Source organism: Candidatus Stoquefichus sp. SB1, assembly GCF_001244545.1.
Taxonomy (GTDB): domain Bacteria; phylum Bacillota_I; class Bacilli_A; order Erysipelotrichales; family Coprobacillaceae; genus Stoquefichus.
In genome coordinates this window covers 326,117-343,344 of record NZ_LN852695.1, presented here as the reverse complement: position 1 = coordinate 343,344, position 17,228 = coordinate 326,117, and the positions used below count along the sequence as shown (strand labels likewise).

The 17,228-nt window shown below is 25.4% G+C and carries 16 protein-coding genes and 1 pseudogene; all 17 read right to left on the bottom strand.

Annotated elements, in window-relative coordinates; all coding sequences use genetic code 11:
• Positions 1-254: 254 nt before the first annotated feature.
• Positions 255-473, bottom strand: a complete 219-nt coding sequence (locus tag BN1865_RS18730; protein WP_232780367.1) for a hypothetical protein — start codon at positions 471-473, stop codon at positions 255-257.
• Positions 474-476: 3 nt separating this feature from the next.
• A pseudogene (locus BN1865_RS19110) lies at positions 477-698 on the bottom strand (Fic family protein); the annotation flags it as partial.
• Positions 673-999 (bottom strand): Fic family protein, encoded by a 327-nt coding sequence (locus BN1865_RS09725; RefSeq protein ID WP_050637062.1) that lies wholly within the window; start codon positions 997-999, stop codon positions 673-675. The gene BN1865_RS09725 and the pseudogene BN1865_RS19110, both read right to left, overlap by 26 nt.
• A gap of 188 nt (positions 1,000-1,187) precedes the next feature.
• The gene (locus tag BN1865_RS09720) at positions 1,188-2,333 is read right to left on the bottom strand and encodes a hypothetical protein (RefSeq protein ID WP_157844115.1); all 1,146 of its coding nucleotides are present in this window, start codon (positions 2,331-2,333) and stop codon (positions 1,188-1,190) included.
• Positions 2,334-2,485: 152 nt separating this feature from the next.
• Positions 2,486-3,196, bottom strand: a complete 711-nt coding sequence (locus BN1865_RS09715) for an ABC transporter ATP-binding protein (protein WP_050637060.1) — start codon at positions 3,194-3,196, stop codon at positions 2,486-2,488.
• A gap of 183 nt (positions 3,197-3,379) precedes the next feature.
• Entirely contained in the window at positions 3,380-3,988 is a 609-nt protein-coding gene (locus tag BN1865_RS09710; RefSeq protein WP_050637059.1) for a helix-turn-helix domain-containing protein, read from the bottom strand.
• 565 nt (positions 3,989-4,553) lie between these two features.
• Positions 4,554-5,144, bottom strand: a complete 591-nt coding sequence (locus tag BN1865_RS09705) for a hypothetical protein (protein WP_050637058.1) — start codon at positions 5,142-5,144, stop codon at positions 4,554-4,556.
• Positions 5,145-5,418: 274 nt separating this feature from the next.
• Positions 5,419-6,024: a protein adenylyltransferase Fic gene (gene fic, locus BN1865_RS09700; protein ID WP_102134071.1), complete on the bottom strand. Its 606-nt coding sequence runs from the start codon at positions 6,022-6,024 to the stop codon at positions 5,419-5,421.
• A gap of 320 nt (positions 6,025-6,344) precedes the next feature.
• Positions 6,345-6,479, bottom strand: coding sequence for a hypothetical protein (locus BN1865_RS18945; protein WP_255351758.1), 135 nt, complete (start codon positions 6,477-6,479; stop codon positions 6,345-6,347).
• A gap of 165 nt (positions 6,480-6,644) precedes the next feature.
• Entirely contained in the window at positions 6,645-7,967 is a 1,323-nt protein-coding gene (locus BN1865_RS09695) for a replication-associated recombination protein A (protein ID WP_050637057.1), read from the bottom strand.
• A gap of 458 nt (positions 7,968-8,425) precedes the next feature.
• Positions 8,426-8,890: a sigma-70 family RNA polymerase sigma factor gene (locus BN1865_RS09690; RefSeq protein ID WP_157844114.1), complete on the bottom strand. Its 465-nt coding sequence runs from the start codon at positions 8,888-8,890 to the stop codon at positions 8,426-8,428.
• 270 nt (positions 8,891-9,160) lie between these two features.
• Positions 9,161-10,921: an ABC transporter ATP-binding protein gene (locus tag BN1865_RS09685; RefSeq protein WP_050637055.1), complete on the bottom strand. Its 1,761-nt coding sequence runs from the start codon at positions 10,919-10,921 to the stop codon at positions 9,161-9,163.
• Positions 10,922-10,937: 16 nt separating this feature from the next.
• Complete coding sequence (locus BN1865_RS09680) at positions 10,938-11,981, bottom strand: lanthionine synthetase LanC family protein (RefSeq protein ID WP_050637054.1); 1,044 nt, start codon at positions 11,979-11,981, stop codon at positions 10,938-10,940.
• Entirely contained in the window at positions 11,974-13,275 is a 1,302-nt protein-coding gene (locus BN1865_RS09675; protein ID WP_050637053.1) for a glycosyltransferase, read from the bottom strand. The genes BN1865_RS09680 and BN1865_RS09675 overlap by 8 nt, the downstream gene beginning before the upstream one ends.
• Before the next feature lie 12 nt (positions 13,276-13,287).
• The gene (locus tag BN1865_RS09670) at positions 13,288-16,149 is read right to left on the bottom strand and encodes a thiopeptide-type bacteriocin biosynthesis protein (protein ID WP_050637052.1); all 2,862 of its coding nucleotides are present in this window, start codon (positions 16,147-16,149) and stop codon (positions 13,288-13,290) included.
• The gene (locus BN1865_RS09665) at positions 16,133-16,888 is read right to left on the bottom strand and encodes a flavodoxin family protein (RefSeq protein WP_157844113.1); all 756 of its coding nucleotides are present in this window, start codon (positions 16,886-16,888) and stop codon (positions 16,133-16,135) included. The genes BN1865_RS09670 and BN1865_RS09665 overlap by 17 nt, the downstream gene beginning before the upstream one ends.
• A gap of 80 nt (positions 16,889-16,968) precedes the next feature.
• Complete coding sequence (locus BN1865_RS09660; protein WP_050637050.1) at positions 16,969-17,163, bottom strand: hypothetical protein; 195 nt, start codon at positions 17,161-17,163, stop codon at positions 16,969-16,971.
• Positions 17,164-17,228 lie beyond the last annotated feature (65 nt).

The window sequence follows — 17,228 nt, the reverse complement described above, 5'->3', positions numbered from 1 at the left end:
ATATGTTTTTCAATTATTTCATTATAGACAATTCTATCTTTAATATTGCTAATGTTTATTTTAAATGAGTTAAAATAACAACATTGAAAACTGTTACGATAACATTTATTCCATTTGTACTTTCCTAAGTAAGTTAGCTAAAAACAAATTAAGCTGACGTATTGGATATTATACAAGTATTTCTCATATCCAATACAAGAAATAGATAATAAAACGACTTATGATACGTTCACAAGTCATTTTTATTACATAAGTTATTTATTAATTTCTATTTGATTTTGATAGATATATTCAATTGTTTCTTTTAATAATTTTAATTTTTTTAATAAATATTGACATTTTTTAAATACATTATTTAACATTGAGTAATCTTTTTTTGATTGTGCAATATACAATGCTTTCTTATATTCTTTTGAATACTGATCATCAATTAAGATAAGATCCACATCATTTTCTACACACTGTTTTAGCATAATAAATCTTCCTATCCGCCCGTTACCATCTTGATAGGGATGAATATTATCAAATTGAGTATGAAATATTATAATATCTTTGAATGTTTTTTGTGAATCTTCCCATTGTTTGAGAAATACTTCTATCCTATCCTGAATTCTACTTCCCAAGGCTATGCTAATTTTAAGTTCACACCTGGTATCATATTTGAGATTTTTTTCAACATCCTGCAAAACTTCTTTCATGATCGAATGTTTTATCTTTTAACATACGATGAAATTCAAGCATAATTCTTTTTGACAGAGGTTCTTCTAATGTATCAACTACAAAATCAAATAGTTGAGTAGAGTTGATCGTTTCATAAACATCATCTATCTTGTGACTTCCCTCAATAATATTTTCCTGTAGATTTTTTTCTAAATTTTCTTTTGTAAATGTACTACCCTCTAATTTATTGGAATGATACAAAAACTCTGTTTTAACACTTTCATATGCAGAATTAGGTGTATCCTTTAAGTATTTTAATACCTCTGTTATAAAAATCATGACTACTTCACCTTTCTTTAATTACTACTTATTATACCATTATTTGATAAGAATTAGATAAAACTATTTCTTTGTATATTTTTAACTCTTATTTTAAAGACTTCACATTCTTTTAAAATTCAATCAACTATTTTATAGTATAGGTTTTAATAAATAATCGATACTTCTCGTATCATCAATCTAAAATTTCATAATTGATAAGATATTAAAAAGGACACTGCTAAAATTACAATAGTTATTACAAAATAATATTTTGGTAATTGCTTTTTGTACTTTAATTGCATATAAAACAAAAGGATTGTTATGATACTCAAAATGACTGCAGCTAAAAAGAATTGTATTATGCTACTCTTCAAAATAAGAGTTATCATACCCAGAATGCAAATCATAACAATAACAGGAATGACTGTAAACTGAGTCACTATTTCTTTATCAGAAACTGGTAAAAATAATCCATCTTTTGCCTTTTCCAAAATACTATCTAACTGATGTAGCATGCTTTGAACTGTTTGTTGAAAGACCATCAGCATACCAAATATAAGTAAAGAGTATCTTATTCCATCTTGTTCTAAAAACATAAATGTCCAAAATATAGGGCTTTTATATATCAAAAAAGTAATCATAAATATGACAACTCCTATCAGAATTTTATCTTTTTCCAATCGAAAGATTGATGTTTTTGCTTTCCACATTAAAGGATATTTTGAAATAAATTTTTGATTTATAATTTTATTCTGATGTGAAAGAGATAATAATTTTTTCTCCTGTGCATATTGACTTAATAGAAAAGTATTATTATGGTTCTGTGCAACTAATATTTTTTCCATAAATATCATTTCAGCTTCATATTTTGGTATATCTAAATCCAATACAAATAATGAATGAATTAGTAAAATCAACCATACCATTAAGCTAAGTATCACTATATAGAATAAAAGGTGTGATAAGAAAATAGTAATGCAGAGAAATAGCCAAATTATTCTTATTATGTGGTTATTTTTTGTTTTATCATGATAGATTTCCCAGCTTAATAAAGCCATGATTTCCTGCAAGCAGAACAAGAAAAGGAGAATTACAAAAAAATCTATATTAAAATTAAAACCAGTTACAATCATAGAAAGACAGAAAGAAATGATTAAATGCTTGATTATTTTTCCAATCATTTTAAGCATTAATAGTTTTTTGATTTTCTTTTCTTCGAATAAATATAATGTTGCAGGCTTGACAATCAGAAATGGTTTGACCTTAATGAAACAGCGATAAAAGGAATAGAGTAATAGGAATAAATGTATATAAAACAATCCTTTAAAATTGACTTGATCTATTTCTTTCAAAACAGGAAAAGAATAAATAATCATCTGATAAGTACCAATTCCTATTACAAGTAATATTGAAAGAAAAGGAAATAGCATATTACGAATGAGGCATTTGTATTCTCTAAAGCGATTAATACATAGCATTTTATAAACGTACATAGCATACCTTCTTAATGTATCAAGGATAAATATATATTTTCTAAACTTGAATGATTAGGCAAGTTATATTTTTTTATCAATTCTTCTTTTGTTCCCATTGCAAGAACTTTTCCGTCATGTAAAAATATATATTTATCGCATATGTTTTCTGCTATATCTAATAAATGTGTTGAAATTAAAATGGCTTTATTTTGCTGACGCATTTCATTTAAAATGTCTTTAAAAATACTCATTTGCCTTGGATCAAGACCATTAAAAGGTTCATCTGCTATAAATATTTCATATTGCCTTAATAGTGAAATAGCTATCATCAGTTTCTGTAACGTTCCTTTGGATAACATTCCTGGTACTTTATACAAATGCTCCTTCAAATCAAGTTTTTCTATCAATGTATCAATATTTGCTTCACTTTTAGGGTATAGAGCCTTTACAAAATATAAATGTTCAATAACTGTCAATTCTTCATAATATAAAGGTGTATCAGGTATATAAGTAACAGGGAATGTGTCTCCTCTTAAAGAATATATATTTTCCCCAGCTATTTTTATTTCACCTTTCTGTGGTTGTATCTTTTTGATAATACTATAAATTGTAGTGGTCTTTCCTGTTCCATTGGCTCCAACCAATCCCGTAATTTCTCCACGGCATATACCACAAGTAATATCAATTAAGACAGGTATTTCATCATATGAAAAACTCACATCATTTAATTCTAAGTACATAATGTTTTCCTCCGCTTTCATAAATTGCTTTCTTTATCATCAGCTTAAACCTTAGAGAAAGGTTAAGGTCAAGAGAAAAAACAAAAAAGACAGGTTTATTTTTAAACCGCCTTTGAGAAACACACAATATATAATTCCACTAATATTTGTATGATAACACTTTAGAAATACTGGTTTTTAGTTTTAATTTCTTTTTTCGTTAAAATATATTATTCTAAACATATATCCAAATAAGAATATCGCAAGCAACAATATAATAATTTGTGATAATCTATTCATATATGCAAAGCATATTGTAATATAAAAATATATTGTAAGAATAATTATTATTAGCCAGCCAATAATACAAAAAAGTTGTTTGGAAGTAAATAATAAATGCTGAATTTTATCTTGCTTTTTTATCTTTTCTAAGTTAATTGCATAAGCTTCTTTATCATGAATGATTTGTTCTATCATATTTTCAGACAAATCATCAATTCCCATATCAACAATTTCTTGACATAAGACTAAGTTTTCCTTAATTCGATTTTCTTCTTCTTTCAAATTTCTTAGATGTTTTTCTAAAATATCAGATAGTTTTTCTTCATCATTCAAACATACTTTAATATCCTTTATGGAAATATCCAACATTCTTAATAACTTAATGTAGTTTATTCGTTTAATATCTGTTTCTGTATATTCTCTATATCCATTAGAAAGATTACGGGACGGATTTATTAGTCCCTCTTTTTCATAAAAACGAATATTGTGACTGGTAATACCTGTCCGTTTTTCTACCTCGTTGATTTTCATTATATTTCCTTTCTGGTTTAACTACTATTATTACATATAAATATAATACGTTTATATACATTTTACAAGGAAATAGAAAATCAACCATGATATATCCTTGTTTCGTCCATTCATTCTACCAATTGATCAAAAAAAGAAATGATTTGAGTTTAAATAGATTTATTAGTTCTAATACATAATAAGCAATTTCTTTTTCCATAGCTGTTGGGTGAAGTTTAAACAAGTTTCTAATAATTTCATTGCGTTCTGTATGGTTTTAACATTGACCGTTCCAATTCATTTCCATCTTTCATCTACTAATCCATAATATTGTAATTCTGACAAATTATTGTTTTTTTGTTTATTTTTATCCTTCTCATTTTTTCTTGCCTAAGACATAATCACTTCACTAACAAATGAGTCCAAAACCATTACATAAGGTTGTTCATCACTTTTATAGGTCTCATTTATAATATTAATTATCTATAAACTTGTCATTCCTTATTTTTGAATATTCTTATAAACCAAATCAAGTTAAAATGCTTAGTAAAATTCTTGATTTTTACATTGTGTATATTCTTGAATTCTAAGTATGAATTTCTACTAAATTATATTTATCATTCAAATGGATTGTAAACCAAATTATTCCATATTTCTTTGTATTGGCTTCATATTTATTATCAGTGTTTTTCTTTTTTGTAGGCATTTCTTTAAAACCCACGATTTCATCAATATATTGTAACGTTACTTTTTCATCACATTTTTTGACTATATAAAGGTCTCTGTTTATATTTATTTTATCTTTATGTCCAATCTGATTTTTTATATTCTTTGAAAAATCTATCTTTTCATAATCTGAAATCTTCAAAACAACTGTCTTTACATATCCATATCCACTTGCTAAAAATTCAAAACTATTAAAAATGTATTTTGATGTAAAACTTAATACACAGAAAACAAACCCACTTACTAAGATATACTTTCTCATTTCTTCCCAAACATAGTCACCATTTTTATTACCTATATATTTAATCAGGAAGCAAACGCAAATAATTAGTGGAAACAAATAAAACACTGATAAAAATCTTGATCTTAATATCAGAAAACAGAAAAAGAAACAAAACAATATACCTGCAATAAACACATAATCTGTTGATGAGCGCTTCTTATTTCCCATACTGTTCCCCTTTTTTATTTTATGATATAAGTTTTCTTTTATAATGATTTTAACATAATGCAATGAAAACACAATTTATTCTTTAACTCTAAAAATATCTATTCATTTTTATTAATTGACATACATATATCCATATTTTATGTAAAAAGTGTTAATTTCATTGTTATTTTTTAATGACACCCAAATTATTTCATCTTTCAAGAGTTAACATACAATTGGAGTATCTTGATACATCATTATTCCATTATTTCACCAATTAAAAAAGTAAATCTTATTATTTTACATATTCTGCCTTATAAATATTATATCCCTCATAATAGTAACTAGCATCAATTCCCTTCATATACACTTCACAATCATCAATCCTATCTGTTAATGCTCTCTTTAATAAAAATTTAATTTCAACATCTTTAATTGGACTTCGCTCTATAGCCAACAAATAATCTTCTTTATCGACTTCATTCCAATCAATGACATATTTTAATTCTTTCTTTAAAATACAATCTAACCAAATTCTTGTACTACGACCATTCCCATCTCGAAATGGATGCGCTATATTCATTTCTACATATTTTTCAATAATTTCATCAAAATTTGATTGTGGCATTTTATCAATATTTTCTAACGCTGCCCCTAAATACATAACAGGAGCGAAACGAAATCCACCCTTAGCAATATTGACATCTCTGATTTTCCCAGCAAAATCATAAATATCATTAAAAAGATAATGATGTATTTCAGCTAAGCCTTTAAAAGTACCAACTTCAAAAGTATCAAGTAATCCGTTTTCAAATAATTCTACTGCTTTAATTTTACTGATTTGTTCTTCTTTTCGAGCAAGTTCTGCTGAATTATTTATACCAAATTTATTTTTTAACACTTTATTCTGCTCCTTTCTTATATACAAAAAAATTCCTTTCACCTTCACCTCAACCATTAACAATTTAATGGCTCTGGAATGAAGAGGTAAAATAGATAGCATACATACCTACTTTCCCATCGAACGAAGTGCATAAATCTAATCAATGTTAGATGAGGAATTGAAAAATAATTAAGGATTGATTTTAAATTTTTTCCTTATCCTTTTTAAGGATTTTATCATAGGGTCTTTGCATATACAAATCTTATTTGCAAAGTAAGAAGCTATATTTCAACATATAACTTCTCATTGAATAATATATTTACTATTTTCTACATAACTTAGTTCAATTCAGTTTCTTGTAATTGTTCATCCATTGTCGTTACTTGAAGTTTCTCTCTTGTAACAACTATATGCTTAATAAATACTGATATCTCTTCTACTAGTGTTTGCTTAAAGTCATAATTTTTCTCCATATAATCATCCTTCACTTAGCTATTTTAATAAGATTATCTATCAATTTAATGTGTTCTACTTCACCATTTTATTGACTTAAATATTCACAATTCGCTTTAATAAATTTTCATAACAAGAGCACCAATTACCGAGTGCATAGTGTTTTTACAACAAAAAATGTTATCTCATTTTTTATTATGACTTTTTTTCCATTGCTCTATAGCTTCATATCTTGTCTTCATTCGTGCTTCAACACCTTGCTCTGTAGGAGTGTAATACTCTTTCCCTACCAGCCTGTCAGGCATACATTGCATTGCTGTTATTTTTTCTTTTGCTTTATGTGGATTTAAAAATCCTTTTCCATATCCAATTTCTTTTTGCAAATTTGTATACGCAGCCATGATATTTAACGGTATAGGCTCCTTATCATATTTTATCGCATCAGCTTTTGCCTTTCCATAAGCTAAATAAGAACTATCAGATTTTGGAGCTAAACATATATAAATAACCGCTTCCGTTAAAAACACACTGCACTCTGGCATCCCCACTAACTTTGTAGCATTAAAAGCATTCACTGCCACATTTAAAGCATTCGTATCTGCCAATCCTACATCCACAGATGCTGACACGGTTATTCTTCTTGCAATCCAAATCGGATCTTCTCCAGATTCTAACATTCTTGCAAGCCAAAATAAAGCAGCGTTTACATCACTATTTCGCATTGATTCATGAAAAGCAGAAATAACTTGATGATGTTCTTCACCATTTTTGTCATATATAAGTGATTTTCTTGTGATAGAATCTAATAAAGTTTCTTTTGTTATCTTAATAAAATTATCTTCCAAATTCCCATTTGTTACAACAATTTCTAGAGTACTTAAGGCAGTTCTTGCATCTCCTTTAGAAAACTCCGCAATAATTTTTAAAGTATCTTCTGGCATTTCTATTTGTATATTCTTAAATACAATATCTGTCTTCAAAGCTCTTTTAAGAAGTTCTACTAAGTCATCTTCACTTAATTGTTTTAGTACTAATACTCTAAGACGAGATAATAAAGCCCCATTCAATTCAAATGATGGATTTTCTGTTGTAGCACCGATTAAGATAATTGAACCTTTTTCTACAAATGGCAAAAACGCATCTTGTTGTGCTTTATTAAATCTATGAATCTCATCTATAAATAAAATTGTTCTTATACCTAGTCTTCTATTTTCTTCTGCCTCTTGCATTACTGCTCTGATCTCTTTTATTCCTGCTGTTACTGCAGAAAAATCAACAAACCTGCAATTTGTATGATGAGCAATAATTCTAGCAAGTGTTGTTTTTCCAACACCAGGAGGTCCCCAAAATATCATTGATGAAATCTTATCATTTTCAATTAAATTTCTTAATATCTTACCTTTACCTAATAAATGTTTTTGCCCAACATAATCTTCTAATTTTGTTGGGCGCATACGAGATGCTAACGGCTCACTCGTAGGTTGTTCAAATAAAGATGTCTGTTCCATTATATTTCCACTCCCATTATTTAAAAGTAAAGTATTTCATGATAATAACCTTACTTCTATATTTGATCATTATTATGTAATGATGTCATCATACCACAGAAACTATAGTTTTAGTAAGCAAGAAAAGAAATTATTTTCAATACTCCCACCTGATTTATAACTTGCTTCAGAGTGTTTCTATGCCAAGCACGACTATTTTTCGTAGTTATTCAATCGCTTCTCATTCTTGATAGTTTTTACTGATAAAAAGTTTTGAAATATAACATCTCTTGTTTGTCATAAACATCTCCATATTTTTTCTCATTTCATCTAATTTTCAACTTTAAAATTTCTTCCAACAGTCCTATTTATTTCAAGTTAATCTGCTTTTTTATTCTTTTAGTTTCTAAAAACAAATCATCTACAAAAAAGATTACATCCACATAAATTACTTATTGGTTATAATCTTTCCTATATTATTAAAAATTATTTTTTAGTTTCTCTCTCATCTTTTTTATAATTAGATTTTTTCTCTTATGAATAGCAGGTTGAGTTACATTATTCAACTCAGCTAATTCTCGCTCAGTTTTCTCCTTAATAAGAAGATGAGTAATTAACACTTTATCTTTTTCATCTAGTTCATTAATACATTTCATTATTTGGGTAATACGTTCCTGATTATATAAATCAGTTACATAATCAGTATCAATACCAACAAAGTCAATTAACTCAATACCATCTTTATTCATATCTTCCAGATTAACTAAAGCTACATTATTATCTTTTTTCTGATCCCTTAACTGTTTTTTATATGAATTGTAACAGACATTAAATACATCCTTTTCTACTTCAATAAAATCCCCTTTAATGTTGAAGTAATATTTTCTATTTCCATACTCATCTGGTCGTATCCAGAAGTAATTTCTTTTATAATCATTTTTCATTCTTTTTTCCTCCATTTTCATTTCTATTTTTGAAATGAAAACGAAGGGGGCTCTAATCCAAAGCATAAAAAACCTCTCCCATATCCGAGAAAGGTTTTATGTTTTCTAATATTTTATTTTAATAATATTAATCAGAATTAAATATATTTTAAAATCATATAACTTAACTATAATTGTTTAAGACAGTCTTTATAAATATTAAATAGTATTTTTTACTGTTACTATACAAATTAGCAACTAACATTTCAAACCATATAGCATCAAAAAGCTTTATAATTCATTTTGTAATTTAAACATTTTTGCATACAAACCATCAGATTTAATTAATTCTACATGTGTTCCATATTCTCGAATTTCTCCTTCTTCAATAACCAAAATTTTTGTAGCAAATTTTGCATTTATAAACCTATGTGTTATAAAAATTCCAATTTTATTATTTAAATTATTTTTCAATCTTATAAAAAATTCATATTCTGAAACTGGATCTAATGCTGCAGTAGGCTCATCTAAAATATAACAATCACCATTTTTCATTAGTAATCTACTTATTCCCAATTTTTGCCACTCACCACCAGATAATTGAACCCCATCATTAAACCATGATCCAACTTGTTGCAAATAGCCGTCTTCAAGTTTATCAATAAATTCATTGGCTCCAGATATATTTGCACATTCTTTTATTTTAGATAAATTGTCTAATTCATCCAAATTACCAAACCCTATATTTTCTTTAATAGTAAATTGGAATTTATTAAAATCCTGAAATAAAATATTTATTTGTTTAAATAAAGATTGTTTATCTATTTGTTTTATATCAATGTTGTTAATCAATACCTCACCTTCAAAATCACTGTACTGACCAGATAATATCTTTATTAGGGTAGATTTCCCTGATCCATTTTTCCCCACAAGTGCTATAGTATCTCCTTTTTTTATTTTCAAATTAATTCCTCTAAGTGCATACTTATTTTGATTTTGGTATTTAAAACTTACATTTCTAAACTCAATTGTATCAATAGTTGAGATTTGTGTTGTTCCTTCATCATTATTCACATCATATGATAAATAATTAGATATATTATCAACATACATTGCCTCTTGATATAGACTAAACATTGCATTAACTATATTTCTAATCGATGTCTCAATTTTTGAAGATGTATTTATATATGTCATAAGATTTCCGACTAAAATTACACCTGTCACTGCTTCAAAACTTGCTAATATGACAATAGAAAAGGAAATCAATAAATTTAATAAGTCATATAAGGCAGTGAAAAACGTTTTTTTCTTATTAATATTAATATTTTGTATAAAAAATAATTTTCTGAGTTTTTTGAACCGATTCATTAAATAATCATGCAATCCTAAATTTCTAATTTCTTTTATATAATCATCTTTTGTTAATAAATGTGATATATACCATGATTTTCTTTCATTTTGTGCACGATTATAAATAATTTCATATTCATATTTTGTTATATTATTAAAGTATTTAAATGAAACAAACGGCAAAAACATGAATACTATTACTATCCACCAATGCCATGTTGTCATAATTAAAATAGCAATAAAGAAATTAATCACACCACTAAACAAACTTAATATCGAAACTATTATATTATATGGTCGCATACCAATATCTTGCTCAGCTCTCTGAATTAAATCATATACTGTTGGATTTTCATAATCACTCAATTTAAATTTTTTTGTTTCCTCTAATATCAATACATTTAAGTGTAAATATAAATATTCTCTATATTTTATAAGCATGTAGTTATATAAATTTAAAAAGATCATTGATAGGAGCCCTAATATACCATAGAATATTATGTTAACTATAATATTCTCCAATGATTGTGTCATTTGAATTTTATTAATAAGAATTTGAGTATTAATCATTGTAGCATATGGAATAATTGAATTGATGATGCTAACAAATAAAAGAATGATGACCAGTTGAAACTTATATCTTTTAACCAAGTCTATAATATATCCAACTCTACTAAACACTTTTTTTATATTATCCATAATATTAACTTCCTTCCTATAACATAAATAACTTATAATATTCATCGAGGTGCATTTTGCAAATATTATTAATCAATATTTTTGAGAGCAAACCATCTATTATGGAAATATCTCTTCCCTTAAGGTTACTATGTACTATAACGTCTCCTATGATTGCTATATCTTGGTTATCATGTAACCATATCTCTTTATCATCAAATGTAATAATTTGTAACATTCTTTTATATCCAAATACCCCATTACAAGGATTTAATTTTTCATATATAATTCTATCTCCCTTATTAATTATGAATTTTATAAGTTCATATAAGTCAGTTGATATTTCTATATTCATTTTTTTAGATATGCTTAAAATTGAAAACACTATACCAAAATCTCCATTGCCCCAAGACAAGGAAATTCTTTTTGATTTTTTTAAATTATTTCTTAAATTATATTCAATAATTAACATTAACTTCTTTATAATATTAATATCATTTTTTGAATAGCAATAATTATTATCTAGTCTTAATATATTTAATAAACATGATAATCCATGTGCAATGCCTAAATTAGCATGGATTTCATTATAATCTATTTGAGATATCTCATATATTAAATAATCTATAATCATTCTTTGAACATTTAAATCATTTGAAGTTTGTATTACATATGCAAATATTCCAGACATACCTTTAAAATAGTCATATAGAATGTTAAAATTTCCTGTTGAATCAATAATAGGAATATTACTATCTATAAATGTAACTACTAATTTTTTTAAAAGAGTATCTATTTTACTTTTTTCATTTTTATATTTAGAATTTGTAATTGACATAAAATGATACATATATCCTAACCCACACAATCCTGAGCCAAGTGAACAGTCTAACGTAACTTCATTAACAATAGTTTTTATCCTTTTTTCGTACTCTACAATAGTATTTTTAAATCTATTATCTAAATTAATTAATGAGTAAAATATATTTAAATCTCGTAATGTATATAATTCTTCATAGATATCACGATTTTGTATATAGAATTGATAATTTTTATAAGAAAATTCGTATTTCTTATTCATTTGTTATCCACTCTTCTATTTCCTTGAAACATTTATAGTTCATATCATTATCTATAATATTATTGCTATAATACTGTAATTTTTGAGAGAAACTTTCATTATCTAATAAATCTTTAATCAATATATCTATTGTTTTCTGATTTCTCTTGTATAGCGTATGCCCTATTCCTAGTTTTTCTATTATTAATCCATTTAATCTTTGCTCACAAGTTATAGGAATGACTAACATTGGAACTTTAAAATATATTGCTTCTTTCACACTATTAAATCCCCCTGTAGATATAAACAATTTACAGTTTGATAAAACATATTTTTGAGGTACATGTTGAAATACAATTGCATTGTCTTCTAATGAGTTTTCTAAAATGTACTTATTTATTTCATCAGTCTGCTTTCCACCAGAAATTATTATTTTATTAGTTTGGTCATAAGTTAATAGTTGAATTAATTTAATATAATATTCTATATTTTTTGTTATAAAAGATCCTGTGGAAATATAAATAACTTTTTCTTGTCCAATAAAGGTTATTAATTTTTGAGGAATTATACTCTCTACTGTAAAATTTTCAAGTTGTGGAGTCACTATGTAATTATTATATTTTTGTTCTAAAGATTCAATTGGTTGGAAAAATGGCATTGAAAAAATAATATTTACTTCCTCTTGTGGATCATATTGATAATAGCTTCGAAGAAATCTTTCTCCTAATTGTAAAGATATTTGTTTATATATATCATCAATAATGTCTTTAAAGTTATCTATAAATACAGGACTTAATTCTTTTTCTATGTCTAGTATACCTAGAAAGTGCAATAAGATTTCTTTATTTTGTAAATATTTCCATGAGTATAAATTATTTGTTATAAATCCGATAGTTTTTATTGAATTAAATTCTTTTCTTATTACATCCCAATAAATATCTGTTGAATCTTTAAAAACGACAGACGGATTAATTTCATTAATGGTTTTTTTTAAAAACTGAACTACATCTTCATAAAAATTAAACGTAGATAATGCATCATTTTGCAAAAATGATATATATTTTTCTTGTATAGATTCATTTTGATACAATAACTCATTATCTTCTCTTTGTGATTTTATTTTATTTTCATGCTTACATTTCCAATATTTTTCTGGATAGATAATTACATTTACTCCCCACTTTTCTGGTAACCACTTATTCTTATATGTACATATAATATATAATTCATATTTATTTTTTAGAAATTTGATCATTGTTTCTAATGGATATATATGGCTAATAGAATATCCAGTTAAAAATATTATTTTTTTCATTTTCATTATCTCCTATAATAGTTTCAATTTTTTAATTGTATACATAATATTTTCTATGTTTCCATTTAATTGATTTTCAATTAATCTGTTTATTCCTATCAATCTATTAAAATGCATATGAAAAAGGCTAGTTAACATTGATGGAACTTCCACATAATTAATTGTTTTATTTTTTAACATTAGATTTATTTCATCAATTATCTTTTCTATAATAATAAATTCATTACTAGTAAATAATAAATTAATTGGTAATTTACCTTTTTCAAACAAAACTATCTTTCTTCTAACTGAATCAGCAAGATTATTTCTATGATAATATGGTATATACTTACTAAACTCATTTAAAACTAGTTTAAAATCATAGTTAATTTTAGAGGAAATGTAGTATACAAATAATATATAGTTTTCATATAATCTTTCTTTTGACTCTCCATATTTTATTTCATCGATACAATATTTCGATGATAAGTCAAATATATTTTCAATGTATGCTATATTTGATTTACCCCCATATCTTACTAATTCTGGGATATATTCATCTAAAACAAATCTTTTAACATAACCTAAACTTTTTTGATAATGTAAATATTCATAACAAACCTGAAATAGCTCCCCTATATTTTTTTTATTAACTAAAAATCTAATCCGAAGGTGTGCAGCATCATCAAAATATCTTATATAGAAAAATTTCATTATTAACTGACTTTGCTTAAGACTTTTTACAAATTCAATTAACTGATTAATTATGAATTTATTCATGTATGCTGTACACATATATAGTTTAAAACTTAGCCATATATCATTACTGTTTTCGTAGTTATCTGGATACTCCATATATTGAATGTTGGGCAGTATATCATAAATTTTATTAGTATTATAAAATTCAAATATATATTCATTTATAAAACTTCCATTTTCCTCATTTTTTTTATTTAAATGGTCATATATATCTGTATCTTGAATCAGAACTGTCTCGTATTGATCAATCATTTTTTTTAGAATATCTTTATGTGACTCTACATTTAAATTTAATAAAAGTAAATTATCCCTAATTCCACAAAAAAGAATTGATTTATGTAATCTTGAAAAAATATAATTTATTATATCTTTATTTTTTATTTCTTCTTTATCTATTTCTAATGTTTTAGGTTTTATGACAAAATTTTTATATACTATTTTTTTTTGAAAAGTAAACCCTTTAAAAATATCCTGTAATATATGATTTAATGAAAATGGATCTGGTTCATATCTATTTGATATATTTATTAAGGTTTTCAATATATCTGGCATTAAATTAAATGTTGTCATATTTGTATTAATAAACTTTAGTCTTCTACCATTGTTTTTATTAATAAGAACAAGATTACCTTTAAGAGGAAACACATATATATCATTTAATCCTATCTCTTGTTTATTAGATATATCCGAATTTCCATAATCTAAAACATATTCAGCTGTTGTAGAGCAACTAAGTACATTCCCTACTTTTTCAATTTTTGGATAATAAATAACTTCTACTTTATCATAGCTACTATTTGAAAATGTTATTTTCTCTATTTCTTTAAATCTACCCATTATCTTATACATTTGATTACTTCCAACAACTGGTGTTACTTCATAGATATTTTTCCTATTTTTTTCATAAATTCTAAAAGCCAACTCAAACTCTTCAAATTGATTATCCACTGGAGGAAGTATGCCAAATATTTCAGATATATCAACTTCATCACTATTATTTTCAAATATATAATTTTTTATTTTTTGATAGTACATATTATCTTTAACATCCGTTGATTTTGGTAGTCCTATACCATTTATTGGATCCACTACTTCTTTAATATTTATTGCCTGAAATCCATATTTATCAATAAACTTATGGTAATAATTATCAACTTTATTTTTTCCGAGTGCTATTACATTCAAAAAATTCACATAATCTTTTAAATCATCTTTTACTGTATTTTCTAAAAATATTTCTTCCTTATTATATAAAGTTATACATAAATAATTTTTACAAGAATAAATAGCCTCCATTAATTCTATAATATACTCTAATTTTTTATTTCCTTGATTGATGAGGTCATTTTGATAATTTTCCAGTTCATTATATATGTTTTTTAGTTGATCAATTATACTCTCTGTATCTTCATATAAGCTTATTTTTTCTATAAGCCAATTAATTGTTCGTACACTGAGCATATTTATTCTTAAATCTGAGCATAAAATTTGATTATCTAACAACTCCTTTAAAAATTTATTAATTTGTTCTTCTTGAGCATATTCATATTCATTTAGCAAATATTTTTTAATTGCTTTTATTTCCATAGATCTATTATTCAATAAATTAACTATTTTTTCTAATGGAGCTTTTTTATCAATAACAATATTTAATTTTTCTTCTTTTCTTTCACAATTGCAGTCTATCCACTCATTAAAGATCGTATCTTTGTTAATTTCAATATGACTGTTTAATCTAACTTTCAATTTTTCAAAATTGTTATTTTCAACTTTTTTTAGTACACCTTGGCACCACTCAAAATCCAATTCTATTGCTCTATAGTTGTTAATTTCATTGAATGTTTTTTTAGACTTTACATTAAAGCTACCTTTCAATATTTTTACACTTAATCCGTGTGGTGTTGTTCTTGTGGCACTTCTCAATAAATATTTATTTATAGAATGTGACAAAGTTTCTATTGGTTCTTTTTCTTCCATTATGGATTTATATAGATCAAATGATTCTATTAATAGTCCTTCTAAAAAATTATTTTTGCTAAAATTTACTAAATCTTCACAATTCATATTACAAAATTTTTTATAATCTAAAATATTAAAATAGGGCAATCTTACATAAAATTCATTTTTTATATTCATTCTTTTTATACCTCTTTTTTAAATTTTGTATATTTTTTTTATGGACCACATCTATTGATTTTCCTAAATAATTTTTATTCCAAAAAATAAGTTCATTATTACTGTCAATATCAACATTCTCTTTTATGAGTTGGCTATACCATTTGGAATATGTATCAAATATTTGCGTTACTCTTTTATCTATTTTAAAATCTAGATTTTGAAAAATATTTGAATAGACTAATAGTTCCTTTTTATTATAATGTTGTTGATTTTTGTTTAATCCATTGCCTTTATATTTAAAAACATAATCTACAGATACTCCTAAATGATTCAATATTAATTCTAGATAATCTGTACTTTCTTTATTTCCGCTGAATGAAGAATTAGTTATTATTATTCCTCTTTTCCCTATTAAAGGCATTAAATGTGTCCAATATGCAATACGATCCAAAACTTTTTTTAATGTTCCAGTTATTTGATTAAGATAAACAGGTGAAGCAATAATAAGAAGATCACTTTCTAATATATTTTTTTTAATATTTGCCATATCATCATTAATCATACACTTTCCATTTTTAAAACAATTACAGCATCCCTTACATTCCTTAATGTTAAAATCACATACATAATCAATCTTATATATTACTTCAATACCTTTAATAGAGAAAATTCTTTCAATCAGTTTAATTAATTCAATTACTAAAGAATAACAAGTGCCGTTTTTTTTATTACTTCCTATTAATCCATATATCTTCACCATAATGTATATCCTTTCTTATAGAAGAAAGAGCCCAATAATAAACTTCCATTTATAATCAGGCTCTAACTACTTTTATTTTACCAACATTCTTCATTTTCCGTGTATCCAGGGCCTTGTGTCCAGCCAGGTGTAATTGCAGAAATTAAATCGCCTGTTGACATAACTAATGATGCAGTAATCCACGAAATAACACTTCGACCATTTGGATTTTCTGGATTATTGTCATCTCCACCAGCATTTAAATCAAAATCCTTACTTAAATCCTTACTCACAATAATTTCCTCCTTTCTTTTTGTGTAGTACTACTGTACCTATATGATATTAAACATTTTTATAT

Coding starts and splice junctions, on each gene's coding strand:
- BN1865_RS09670 (WP_050637052.1), bottom strand. CDS start 16,149: ATGAATATAAAAAATGAATTTTATGTAAGATTGCCCTATTTTAATATT.
- BN1865_RS09705 (WP_050637058.1), bottom strand. CDS start 5,144: ATGGGAAATAAGAAGCGCTCATCAACAGATTATGTGTTTATTGCAGGT.
- BN1865_RS09710 (WP_050637059.1), bottom strand. CDS start 3,988: ATGAAAATCAACGAGGTAGAAAAACGGACAGGTATTACCAGTCACAAT.
- BN1865_RS18945 (WP_255351758.1), bottom strand. CDS start 6,479: ATGGAGAAAAATTATGACTTTAAGCAAACACTAGTAGAAGAGATATCA.
- BN1865_RS09675 (WP_050637053.1), bottom strand. CDS start 13,275: ATGAAAAAAATAATATTTTTAACTGGATATTCTATTAGCCATATATAT.
- BN1865_RS09725 (WP_050637062.1), bottom strand. CDS start 999: ATGATTTTTATAACAGAGGTATTAAAATACTTAAAGGATACACCTAAT.
- BN1865_RS09715 (WP_050637060.1), bottom strand. CDS start 3,196: ATGTACTTAGAATTAAATGATGTGAGTTTTTCATATGATGAAATACCT.
- BN1865_RS09695 (WP_050637057.1), bottom strand. CDS start 7,967: ATGGAACAGACATCTTTATTTGAACAACCTACGAGTGAGCCGTTAGCA.
- BN1865_RS09680 (WP_050637054.1), bottom strand. CDS start 11,981: ATGAATAAGAAATACGAATTTTCTTATAAAAATTATCAATTCTATATA.
- BN1865_RS09690 (WP_157844114.1), bottom strand. CDS start 8,890: ATGAAAAATGATTATAAAAGAAATTACTTCTGGATACGACCAGATGAG.
- BN1865_RS18730 (WP_232780367.1), bottom strand. CDS start 473: ATGCTAAAACAGTGTGTAGAAAATGATGTGGATCTTATCTTAATTGAT.
- BN1865_RS09685 (WP_050637055.1), bottom strand. CDS start 10,921: ATGGATAATATAAAAAAAGTGTTTAGTAGAGTTGGATATATTATAGAC.